This is a genomic window from Flavobacterium erciyesense, from assembly GCF_018069925.1.
Lineage (GTDB): Bacteria > Bacteroidota > Bacteroidia > Flavobacteriales > Flavobacteriaceae > Flavobacterium > Flavobacterium erciyesense.
In genome coordinates this window covers 215720-227593 of record NZ_JAGPXB010000002.1, presented here as the reverse complement: position 1 = coordinate 227593, position 11874 = coordinate 215720, and the positions used below count along the sequence as shown (strand labels likewise).

At 34.8% G+C, this 11874-nt stretch carries 9 protein-coding genes; 7 read left to right on the top strand and 2 right to left on the bottom strand.

Annotated features, from left to right (window positions below):
- Positions 1 to 28 precede the first annotated feature (28 nt).
- Entirely contained in the window at positions 29 to 481 is a 453-nt protein-coding gene (locus KBJ98_RS04020) for a VOC family protein (RefSeq protein WP_210788383.1), read from the bottom strand.
- Between the two features lie 38 nt (positions 482 to 519).
- Entirely contained in the window at positions 520 to 1569 is a 1050-nt protein-coding gene (locus tag KBJ98_RS04015; protein WP_210788382.1) for a glycosyltransferase family 9 protein, read from the bottom strand.
- A gap of 359 nt (positions 1570 to 1928) precedes the next feature.
- Here KBJ98_RS04015 and KBJ98_RS04010 point away from each other — a divergent pair, with 359 nt between their 5' ends.
- From KBJ98_RS04010 to KBJ98_RS03980, 7 genes are all read left to right on the top strand, one after another.
- A complete protein-coding gene (locus tag KBJ98_RS04010; protein WP_317192475.1) occupies positions 1929 to 2597 on the top strand; it encodes an RNA polymerase sigma-70 factor in 669 nt (222 codons plus the stop codon).
- 194 nt (positions 2598 to 2791) lie between these two features.
- Positions 2792 to 3907: a FecR family protein gene (locus tag KBJ98_RS04005; protein WP_210788381.1), complete on the top strand. Its 1116-nt coding sequence runs from the start codon at positions 2792 to 2794 to the stop codon at positions 3905 to 3907.
- 30 nt (positions 3908 to 3937) lie between these two features.
- The gene (locus KBJ98_RS04000) at positions 3938 to 7288 is read left to right on the top strand and encodes a SusC/RagA family TonB-linked outer membrane protein (RefSeq protein ID WP_210788380.1); all 3351 of its coding nucleotides are present in this window, start codon (positions 3938 to 3940) and stop codon (positions 7286 to 7288) included.
- 4 nt (positions 7289 to 7292) lie between these two features.
- Positions 7293 to 8762 carry a RagB/SusD family nutrient uptake outer membrane protein gene (locus tag KBJ98_RS03995; RefSeq protein ID WP_210788379.1) on the top strand — a complete coding sequence of 490 codons (1470 nt, stop codon included), beginning with the start codon at positions 7293 to 7295 and terminating at the stop codon, positions 8760 to 8762.
- Positions 8749 to 10218 (top strand): hypothetical protein, encoded by a 1470-nt coding sequence (locus KBJ98_RS03990; RefSeq protein WP_210788378.1) that lies wholly within the window; start codon positions 8749 to 8751, stop codon positions 10216 to 10218. Before KBJ98_RS03995 ends, KBJ98_RS03990 begins: the two co-directional genes overlap by 14 nt.
- A gap of 18 nt (positions 10219 to 10236) precedes the next feature.
- Positions 10237 to 11385 (top strand): cytochrome-c peroxidase, encoded by a 1149-nt coding sequence (locus KBJ98_RS03985; RefSeq protein ID WP_210788377.1) that lies wholly within the window; start codon positions 10237 to 10239, stop codon positions 11383 to 11385.
- A 143-nt stretch (positions 11386 to 11528) separates the two neighbouring features.
- Complete coding sequence (locus KBJ98_RS03980; RefSeq protein ID WP_166138710.1) at positions 11529 to 11756, top strand: CDGSH iron-sulfur domain-containing protein; 228 nt, start codon at positions 11529 to 11531, stop codon at positions 11754 to 11756.
- Positions 11757 to 11874: the final 118 nt, after the last annotated feature.

Sequence of the window (11874 nt, the reverse complement as noted above, 5' to 3'; positions counted from 1 at the left end):
AAATCAAATATGATTTGGCTTTTTACTTTTATAGGCTGTTCAATTCAATCCAATACCCATCAGGATCTTGAATGTAGATTTGTTTTACACCGTCAGCTCTAATGCTTATTGTATCTTTTTTACCGGGCCAATCCCAATACGTAATTTGCAATTGGTTGAGTTTTTTAATTAAATTTTCAAAGTCTAGCACTTTAAAAGCAAGATGTATCGCTTTGTTAATTTGTACAGGATCTTTTATAGTCGACACCAAATGCAATTCTTTTCCTTCGCCTAACGACATCCAGCGAATTCCTTCTTTTTGGGTTTTATTGGTTATCTCTTGAAGTTGTAAAACGTTTTTATAAAACTGTACTGAATTGTCCAAATTTTTCACAGAAAGTGCCATGTGATCCAGTTGAAGGCTGAAATTTTCTTTTTGCTGAGCGCTAATGCTATAGCTGCTTTGCACTAATACGATAAGTAACAGGAATTTTAGTTTCATGGGTCGCTTTGCTGTTTAATTGTTGGTTTACTGTATGACTATGATTGTAAAGTTCGGCGTACAATGGCCATCCAATCATCAAGATTTCCCTGGTTGGTATTTATGGCTACACTGTTGTTGTCATAAGGTTTATATGTTTCTATATTGTCTCTAGAAAAAAGTCCAATTGTAGGCGTAAGTGAAGCACTTGACAAATGCATGATACCGCTATCAGCTCCAATAAAAATTGCTGTGTTGGCAATTACAGATCCAATTTCTCGAATGTCCTTGCTGTAAAAAGTAGGTGCAGCAAAACCAATTTGAGAAACATTTTCTACTGGTAATACTTCAAGAATGGCGTAATCAGGAAACTCACTAAGCAAACGAGCGTAAAATGGTTCCCACCAAGTTGTGGCATAACATTTATCGTCAGTGGCATAAGTAAAAATGGCAATCGTTTTGCTAGTGGTCCCTACTATTTTGGCAACGGTATTTTTACCTTGTTCCAATTCATTTGCACTTAGTTTTAAGTTTAATGGAGGTACTTCTTGTTGATTTTCCGGAAAATTCAATTGCTTTAAAAAGTTTCTGAATTCATAAACAGGATATTTGGCAATATGGCAATAATCAGAATGCTTTTGCGCTAATGTAGTATCTTCTTCTCCAAAAAATTTATATTTGGCGTTAGCAAATTGCGCAGATAAACGTCCAGACGAAGAATTTTTATCCACATTAATCACAATGTCGTAATTTCCTTTTTTGATGGTTGTCCACACTTTAAAGTAAGCAATCAGATCTTTGAAAGGTTTTTTAGGAAGTTCAATTATTGTTTCTATGTTCTGATAATTTTCGAAAACGATAGGAGCTAAACCACCTTTTACAAATAAGTCAATTTTACAATCCGGAAAAGTAGCTTGCACCTCTTGTACTAGCGGCGTTATCAACAATAAATTACCTAATCGATGATTGGGCCTAGAGATTAATACTCTTTTGATTTCTATTTTTTGATTCGGATCAACGACAAATTTTTGTGCAGAAGTTCCAATATTTTTGGTTAAACTCTTGGTTAAAATTCGGCGGTAAATATTTATTTTTTTTAAAGTGCTCATCTTTTTATGTAATTGTCTGCTTTGAGTTTGGTTTTATCAAATTCTGCTGCTAGGATGGTGTCAGCCTATTTCAGTTTTATTTTTAATATGGGGTAAATTTAAAATTTTATTTCTGTAAACAAGAGTATGCCTATTATTTATTGTTTCTGTATGAAGCCCTGAAGTCGGTAAAAAGAAAGTTAGATTTTTATTAATTGTTATTGCATTGAATTTCGATTATTTATTAAGTCATACCTAGCAAGTCTAAACACTTATTATTGAATTAGTTTTTACTGTTTTATTTTGAATTCCTATGCTAATGTATAATTATTCTAAATAATTATTTTTCTAAAACATATTTTAAGTATTTTTGCGGGAACGTGATTTACAACTCAGTATCGCAATTAGGTACAACTATTATTTTGGATTGGAAGCGTTGTTTTAATATGGAGGAGTTAGATAAAAATAGATGTAAAACTTTCAAATCTTTTAAGGAAGGAGATGAAAGCGCTTTTAATTTTTATTTCAATGCCTATTACAATCGATTGCTAGGGTTCAGTATTCAATTTTTGTACGATCAAGACGAAGCCAAAAATGTAACGCAAGAAGTCTTCTTGAAACTATGGATTAATAAAGATAAAATTGATTCAGAAAATGGCATTCTCTCGTTTTTATACACTTATGCCAAGTCAATTTGTCTCAACCATATCCGCCATAATAAAGTTAAGGATAGATTCAAAAACGATTTACTCAATCAAAAAGAACGAGCTCTCAATACTCAAATTTTGAATGAAATTGATTTTCATTCGGTTGAAATCTCCGAATTAGAACTTCGAATCAACACAATAATTGAATCGCTTCCTGAAAAAACAAAACAAGTATATCTGCAAAAACGTTTTGAAAACAAAAAAAATGAAGAAATAGCCTTAGCTATGGGCGTATCGCAAAAAGCAGTTGAAGCCCATATGACAAAGGCCTTAAAGATTTTAAAAGAACAACTATCTGATTATTTACCTTCATTTATTATCATCACTTTACTAAATAGTTAAAAAAAAATTAAAAATTAGAGTAGGGTTTTCTCCTTGTAACGTGTACTTACTATAAGCAATTGTGATTTTGTTGATTTTTTGTGGTTTTTATGCTTGTAAAATCTACTTTTTTAACAAAAATAGTTTAATGATTCTTAGGTATGTGAAGGTGTTATTCCTTTTTTTAAAACTAGAATTTTAATTTTTTTTCAATTATGATTTCAACATTATTATACAAATACCTAAACAACGAGGCATCTGAAGAGGAAGTTCTTGAAGTTTTCAAATGGATTGAATCTTCCGAAAATAACAAAAAAGAATTCTTCGCTCTTAAAAAAGCATGCTTGTTAACAGATAACATTGCTTTGTCAAACACGAGCTTGCATAATGATTTCATTGTCCTTCAAAGAAAAATCAGGCGCAAGCAATACCAAAGATTATTTTTGAGATATGCTGCTATTTTTCTTTTGTTTTTTACATTAGGAAAATCAGTAGTGTGGGAAGATAATGCAATTGCCAAACCAACTAATGAAGTAGTTTTAGAGCTTGAAACTGGTGAGATAACCGCTGTTTCGGGAAATGAGTCTAAAAACGTAACTAATAAAGCAGGGAATGCAATTGCAGTGCAACAAAAAGATGAAATTGTGTATCCTAAATCTACCACCACAGCTGCTGTTAGTTACCATACTTTAAAAGTTCCTTACGGGAAAACATTTAAAGTAATCTTGTCCGATGGAACGTCGGTACATCTTAATGCTGGTACAAGCTTACGATATCCTCAGCAATTTGATGTCAAAGGAAAACGAACTGTTTTTTTAACTGGAGAAGCTTTTTTTGACGTAACAAAGGATAAATCTCGACCTTTTATTGTGACCACCAACAGTGTTAGCGTGGCTGTTCTAGGAACAAAATTCAATGTATCTGCCTATCCTGACGAATCATCTATGCAAACGGTTTTAACCGAAGGAAGTGTACAGTTAATCCAAAATGGTAACGCAAATAACAGTACAATGATGTCAGTAGGACAATTGGTAAACTGGGATTTAGTAACCAATACTCATCAAAGTCGTTCGGTAGATGTATCAGTTTACACCGCTTGGATGAATGGCGAATTAATTTTAAAAGAAAGTTCCTTTGTAAGTATATGCAAGACCATAGAACGCACCTTCGATGTACGCATAATAAACTCCAATAGTAATTTAGACAAACAAAAATTTACTGGTACCATTAAGTTAAAAGATGCCAAACCTCAAGATATTTTGAATTTATTACAGCTTGATACTCCATTTAAATACACTGTAAACAATCGTACTATTACCATTACTAACTAACCCAATTATAAACCCAAAAACAACAACTAAATGACCATTACACTTAATCCCTTTTGGCATAAGTTACTGTTAAGCTGCGGGATATTTCTCCTGAGTTTGCAAACTTTTGCTCAAACCAAAAACAAGAACATTACCCTTGAGTGCAAGGATGTACCATTGCGCGAGTTTATTAAATTACTCGAACAAGAAACAAATTACCGAGTGGTGTTTAACGCTAGTAAAATTGATGGAAGTCAAAAAGTATCAATCAAAGTCAAAAATAGTCCACTTGAGGAGGTTCTCAATCGTGTTTTTAAGGATAAAAAAATTACGTTTTTTATACAAAAAGAACAAATCCTGTTAGTCAGTAATGAAACACAAGAACCTGCGCAGGAAAAAGAACGATTTATTAAAGGAATTGTACTAGATGCTAAAGACAAATCGCCCATTCCAGGAGCAACTATTTTGATGAAAGGGACTTCGGCTGGTGTAATTAGTGACAGTAACGGACGCTTTGTCTATTTACTAAAAGGCAACGATATACCGAACATTGTTTTAGAAGTTTCATACCTTGGAATGAAAGCGCAAGCGCAACGAGTAGGGAATACAGTAGATTTCGTATTCTCTATGCAGCAAGTTACTGATGAATTAGAGCAGGTGGTAATCACATCTTCTTATGGTACCAAAAAAATGAAGGAAGAAGTTGTTGGAAGTATTGCTACGCTAACCGCTAAAGACATCGCAGTTGAACAAGCTTCAGAAAGTATTGATAAAATGGTTGTGGGTCAAATTGCAGGTGTTTTAATCGAAAATACCTCAGGAATTGGTGGGCCAGTTAAAATAAATATTCGTGGTCAGGGTAGTTTGAGTTCTTTATCAAATTCAAATCTAGGTACTTCGACACAACCACTTATCATTGTTGATGGTGTAATTATAAGCGAAGAAGTAGGTATTGACAATCAGTTTTTTGATGCCAATGGTGCTTTCTCAGAAAACTTATCCAATCCGTTGGCGCAAATTTCACCCGAAAACATTGAGAGTTTGACTATCTTGAAGGATGCGGCAGCAGTTAGTATTTACGGTGCCGATGGTGCAAATGGAGTTATTTTAATCACAACTAAAAAAGGAAAAAAGGGCAAAACGAAATTTGGTTTTTCTAATCAATTGGGTATTTCATCCGCGATTAATCAAATTGAATATTTGAGCGGTTCTCAATACACTGATTTACGAAATGAATATCTTAAAAACAGTCAAGCCAATTATGTACCCGTTCCCTATAATGGCATTAATACCAATTGGTTTGATTTGCTTAATGTTGCGGGTATTTATAACAAATACAATTTCAATGTTTCTGGTGCCAATTCCAAGCTTTCCTATCGAACTAGTTTGAGTTACCTAGAAATTGACGAGCCTCAAAAAGGGAATTCGACAAAGCAATATAATGCAGGGATCAACATAGGTTACCGAGCGAATAAATTTGATTTTAGTTTGTCTCTGAACCCTAGTTATATTCAAAAAGACGCACCAAATATTTACTACAGCTACGCTTTTGTGCCTACAATTGCTCCCTATAATCCAGACGGCTCCTTTTCAACTATTGGAGTAGTTGGTTTAAGTAATCCTTTGGCTGCTATTGAACAAAACAAAAATCTTACGAACAGCTATGGTATTTTAGGTAGTGCTAGCGCATCATACACCTTGAATCAGTTTTTAAGTTTTTCTACCTTATTTGGACTTGATTACAAAGATAAAGTACAAGATCGCTATTTTTCAGGTGCCAATGAAAGCGGGCAAAGTAATGGTACATTTGTGCTAAATGGCATCCAATATCCTAACTGGGGACGCAGACTCATTAATGAAAGAAATGGAACAAAATGGAATTGGCAAGGACAGGCTCTTTTTAACAAAGCCATCAATCAAAACCATACTATTGATGGAGTTTTAGGATTCGAATTGTCTAGTGAAAAGGCTAATTTCGGCTATGCATCTGGACGTGGTTTCGTAAATTCAAGCGAAATTAATGATGTTAGCAACGCACTAAGAGATGACGACCCTTTAACAGCTGTAGATGAACGACTTACCAATCAGGTTTATAGAGAGGACATCAGTTACAATTCAAGAGTCTCATTTTTTTCTCAACTTAATTACAATTATAAAAAACGATACTACTTTTTAGGAAATTTTAGAAGAGACGAGAGTTCTGTTTTTGGTGACGATACCAATGTAGCTTTAAATGGGGGTGCAGGTTTGAGTTGGATTGTTTCAAATGAAAATTTCATGAATGCGCAAAACAAAATTGATTTACTAAAATTAAAAGTCAGTTACGGGACTACAGGTAATTCCAGAATTGGTTCCTATCGTTCTAAAGGTTTGTATACCATAAACCTAATCGATTACAATGGAGGCAATGGTGCGGTTCCAAGTGCGGCACCGAATGGGAATTTAAGCTGGGAAAAAAACACAAAATTCAACGCTGGAATCGACTTTAATTTTTTGAACCGTGTAGAAACAAGTCTCGAATTTTATTACGACAATATTACAGATTTAATTACCAGCCGAGATATTCCTACCGAAACAGGTTATACTTCCTTACAGCTAAATGCAGCAAGTATGTATAATAAAGGTGTCGAGTTTAGTACGCGAGTAAAATGGTGGCAATCGAAGGATTTTAAATGGACTACCTCATTTAATATTTCAACAGTAAAAAACAAGGTCACAAAGTTAATTGGATTAGGAAGTGATTTTTCAACATCTGAGGTAGCGCTGGCGCAAAAAATAGGATTTAGTACCTCAACCATTTGGGGTATTAAATACGCAGGCGTTGATGCTGCCACCGGAAGGGATTTGTTAGAAAAAAACGGCCAAATTTATGATGCAGCAACCTACACGAGCTTATTTGGTCCTGCAGATTGGGTTCCTATTGGCGATAATCAACCAGATGCTTTTGGAGGTTTCAGCAATACCTTTGTGATTAAAGATAATTTGACTTTATCTATTAGAGGAGCTTTTGAAATTGGAGGAGCTATATTGGTAGATAACAGTTTGATTTCAAAATACAACATTACTTCGAATAGAAATTTATCTGTAAACGCATATGATTATTGGCGCAATCAGGGTGATGTGGCACTGCAACCTTTGGTAATAAGCAACGCAACTTTGATCCCGAATTTGAGTAAATTTTTATATGATAATACCAATATTCGAATTAGTAATATCAATTTAAGCTATAATGTTCCTATGCAAACAAAATTGCTCGATGCTCTTTCTGTTTTTATTGATGTATCAAATGTGGCTTATTGGTACAAGCAAAAAAGTCCAGCAGGCCGCAACGGAGTGCGGGAATTTAGCTTTACGTATCCACAAGCTCGAACAATTTCTTTAGGATTTAACACTAAATTTTAACAACATGAATCATTCAAAACTATTTTTAAAATACCTTTTTGTGCTACTTGTTGTTCTGTCAGTGCAAAGTTGTAGTGAATTTTTAGAGCAAGAACCAGGCTCTCAAACCTCTATTGCAGAACAATTGAGTACCAAAAACGGAATGCTGGTGGCTCTTAATGGAACCTATGGTAAACTCGAAGAAAATGTAAGGGGAGAACGCTTTGCGGTTTACGCTGATTTACAAGGTGGTAACTTAAAATTTACACCAACAATATCAGGCAGTAATCGCGGGCAAATCGCAGTTCCTATCAATATCGAAAACGTATATTCTTTTCAGGATCAAGCTTTAGAAAGTAATTTTACACCTTTTTATGATGCCAGTTATACGGTAGTGAATCAGGTTAATTTGATTCTTGAAAATGTAGACCAGTTAACTGATGCGACTGCAATAGAAAAAAATCAAATCAAAGCCGAAGCCTTGGCTATAAGAGCTTACGCTCATTTTTTACTGACTTTGGTATACTCGCAACCTATTTCCGGAACCGGAGCAGATCAATTGGGTGTAGTATATAGTACAGCAAGTTTATCAAAAGGAATTCAATATCCTAAAAGAGAAACGCTGGCAAATACCTACCTCAAAATTGTAGCAGATTTGAATGCTGCCTTAGATAATTTTTCTAATGTGCCTAGTTTAGCAGGACCTACTAATTCTTATTTTAACGCAATCAATACAAAAGCATTAATGGCTCGCGTTTACCTTTCTCAAAATAAATGGCAAAACGCTTTTGATGTAGCAAATGATGTAATTCAATCTTCTGGCATTAGTTTGGTTTCATCTGAAAATTATGTGGCACAATGGGAGCAAACCAACGCACCTTTATCCGAAAATCTATTAGAATTTTCAATTCCTAGAGATAGTGGTGGAGAAGTAGGAGGTTCCTTATCCAGTTATTTTGGGTATTTTTCACCAACAAACTACAACAAATATGTGGCTTCGCAAGATTTGAGAAACTTATACGAAACTGCTGATATTCGTAGACAATTGTTTTTAGAAAAACCCCTGCCTACCCTAGTAAACGGCGTATTAGTAAATGTCAATTATTATTTTACCAAAAAACTTCAGGACAATCCAGGATATTCTGCTTTCAGACTGAGTGAAGTGTATTTGATACGTGCCGAAGCTGCGCTTGCATTAGGTAATCGATCGGGTGCCATTGCTGATATCAACACTATTAGATTTCGTGCCAAAGCGACTTTGCTTACTGCTACTGAAAATCTTGAAGATGCATTGTTACTAGAACGGCGTAAAGAACTCTGTTTTGAAGGGCATTTGTTTTTTGATTTAGCCCGTAAAAGAAAGAGTATTGTTCGTACTGATGGTTGTTTAGCAACTACATGTAATCTCGATTTTCCATCTCCAAAATTTGTTTTACCAATACCACAAAAAAATATTAACCTTAACGCAAACTTACAGCAAAATGAAACATACTAAAATTATGGTGTTCGTCTCTCTCATTCTTTGTGTTTTTAGCGCGTGTTCAAAGGATGATTATAATTTAGATGCCAATAGCGTTCCTCCCTTCGTACGATTCAATTTATTGGTAAACAGCAACAATGCTCCGTTAGAGTTTCCTGCAAAAAACAGTGCGTTAGTGCCTGTGAGCAGTTATAAAAACACATCAGTAAAAACGCTTAAAATACCTGTATCACTAACTTCGGCAACTTTAGCTAAACCTGTTTTTGTAACTTACAGCGTAATAACTAATGGTGATGCGGCTACTTTTAGTCTGATTCCCAAAGACCAGCTTTCTTTTTCTGGAAATCAGCTAACCGATACTGTTTTAGTATCTTTCGACAAAAGGTGGAATGAAAAGCAAAAAATTACTTTAAAACTAGAATCAAGTTCAGATCCATCAATAACTATCGGAAATTTGAATTTATCAGCACCAAATAATGCTTTAGAGGTCAACCTTGAAGATATAAAAACAACATACAGTTTTCCTGTTAATCGAATAGAATTGCAAGGAAACGTGGGTGAAGAGGTTGTGTTTAAAGTTAATTTCCCCAACGGATTTATTCCTTCTGAAATCGATGAAGCTAGTATGTTCAAGACATTAAACGGATTCAACTACAAAATTACGCGTGAAGCGCTTGCTGCAAACAGAAGCTCTATTTCATACCGATTGACGCTTTTAGAGAACATAAAGAACAATGATGTGTACTATCAATCAGATATAGAATTAGCAACTACTGCAGCTTATAGTCCTACTGGTAATTCGATTTTGCAAATCGTTAAACCCATCAAATCAATTAGAGATGTTACTGCCAATACAGCCGCTAAATTTTATGACCTTTCGAATCCTTTTTACTTAACCTATGGTGAAAATTGGTTTGAAAGAGCAGGCGTTTGTGGTTGGCAAAGTTTTAATGCTTTTACTTTTCCAGTGGTAGTACCAGCTGGTTCTGAAAATGCCATTTTATTCAGTGACAGAGGTACGCCTAATCCTGCAGATGATATTTATCATCACGCTTTTAAAATTGGGTTTAATGTTACGACTGGAACTAATACAACCAATTCGTTTGGTCTAAAGCGATGGTTCTCTAATGAAAGTATTTCGGCGGCGAATTCTCCTGGTTTCAATATCGCCTCAGCATTAGAGTTTTTTCCTGAAGGCGGAAATAGTAAAACTAGAGGAACTGTTTTAGTCATTCCGCAATACATTACAATTGCAGGTACAAATGGTAAAAGTTACAGTATCGGCATTTCGGGTGGTGGTACCTATACAGAAATAAGTAGTGGTCTTTTTGAGATTTCTTTTGATTTAAAAGCTACCAATACGGCCCTTTTTGGAGGTACGGTGACTTCACAATACAAAATTTATAATAACCGAGTTTATCCAAGACCTGCTCCTATAACTGCAAGTTGTTTAAAAGAAATTAGTTTGTAATTTTAAGATTTAAAAAACATGAAAATTAAATATATAACAGTCGCTTTGTTAGCTCTACTTGGGCTATCAGCATATCAATCATATTATGACAACCCTTATATTCCTATTGAAGATCTAAGGCAATTATATAGCAGTGGAAATCCTGCTTTATGGCCTAAACCAACCTTAGATCGCAATGTTGATCCTGCAAATTTTAAAGATATAGGTCCTTTGCCAGAAGTTCCGTTTCCGGACTACAACCCCTATTCTAAGGAAAAAGCATCTTTAGGAAAGACCTTGTTTTTTGATCCAAGGTTGTCAATTAGCGGACAAATTGCTTGTGCCTCCTGCCATAATCCAGAATTAGGCTGGACTGATAATTTAACGCGTTCCTTTGGTCATAACAGACAAACTGGCAAACGAAATGCTATGACTATTTTAAATTCAGGATATGCTACATCACTTTTTTGGGACGGTCGTGCTAATAGTTTAGAAGATCAAGCACAATTTCCTATCTCTGATCCTTTAGAAATGAACGAAAAGCTGACTATTGCAGTCGATAAGATTGCTGCTGTAAAAGGATACAAAAAATTATTTGAAAGTGCATTTGGCGACTCTGAAATTACTCTAAAGCGCATACAATACGCCATTGCTACCTTTGAGCGAACTATTAAAAGTCCGAAAAGTAAGTTTGATAAATTTGTAACCGGAAAAGCCGATGCCTTTTCTGACGAGCAAGTTTTAGGATTGCATTTGTTTAGAACTAAAGCGCAATGTATTAATTGCCACAATACACCTTACTTCAGCGACAATCAATTTCACAATGATGGCCAAACCTTGTTTGGTACCGTTAATGAAGATTTTGGAAGATACAATGTTACTAAAAATAAGCAGGATTTAGGTAAATTTAGAACGCCTACTTTACGCGAAGTAGCCAATACTAAACCATGGATGCATAATGGCCATTTCCCAAGTTTACTTGATGTAGTCGAATTTTACAATTTAGGCAACCCATCACCTGTTCAGGCAAAGTATTTAGGAACTGCTCGTGACTCCCTGTTACCAGTAAATTCTCCAATTCTTAAAAAATTAAACTTAAATCGTACCGAAATCAATGCTCTCTTAGCTTTTATAGAAACTTTAAGTTCGCCTAATAGTCGTATTATTACACCTACGATGCCTGAGTAAAAAACTATGATTTTAAAGCAATGGGTGTCAGTGTCAAATTAGAATTAATGTAAATAATAAATCAAAAGCATAAAAATTAGTTTTGGCGAGTTGGTACTTGAATAATTTTTTAACCTTTGCGCTCTAAAAATAATATATCAAGTATGAGTACTACTAAATTAACCATCAACAAAAATGGTTCCATAAAAATTGAAGGCGATTTTGAAATTACTGATTGCAACGGTCAAACCTACGGTTTAGAGGGGAGAACGGCCTTGGGTCTTTGTCGTTGTGGTTTATCTGCTAATAAACCTTTTTGTGATGGTGCGCACCGAAACGGTTTTGAGCATGAGCCAGCAGCGTTTGACTTGCCACCTGTGAAAACAAAATAGAAAAAAATTGCCAGTTTTAGATTAAAAAAACAAAAGCTACCCTGTTATTAGGTAGCTTTTGCGTTTATAAGTATTAGTACGATTTTTGAAAATAGCTGAGGCCGCAGTTTTAAAACAC

Bases quoted from the DNA above. Each gene is read 5' to 3' on its own strand.
- KBJ98_RS04020 (WP_210788383.1), bottom strand. From the start codon at position 481: ATGAAACTAAAATTCCTGTTACTTATCGTATTAGTGCAAAGCAGCTAT.
- KBJ98_RS04015 (WP_210788382.1), bottom strand. From the start codon at position 1,569: ATGAGCACTTTAAAAAAAATAAATATTTACCGCCGAATTTTAACCAAG.
- KBJ98_RS03995 (WP_210788379.1), top strand. From the start codon at position 7,293: ATGAATCATTCAAAACTATTTTTAAAATACCTTTTTGTGCTACTTGTT.
- KBJ98_RS04000 (WP_210788380.1), top strand. From the start codon at position 3,938: ATGACCATTACACTTAATCCCTTTTGGCATAAGTTACTGTTAAGCTGC.
- KBJ98_RS03985 (WP_210788377.1), top strand. From the start codon at position 10,237: ATGAAAATTAAATATATAACAGTCGCTTTGTTAGCTCTACTTGGGCTA.
- KBJ98_RS04005 (WP_210788381.1), top strand. From the start codon at position 2,792: ATGATTTCAACATTATTATACAAATACCTAAACAACGAGGCATCTGAA.
- KBJ98_RS03990 (WP_210788378.1), top strand. From the start codon at position 8,749: ATGAAACATACTAAAATTATGGTGTTCGTCTCTCTCATTCTTTGTGTT.
- KBJ98_RS03980 (WP_166138710.1), top strand. From the start codon at position 11,529: ATGAGTACTACTAAATTAACCATCAACAAAAATGGTTCCATAAAAATT.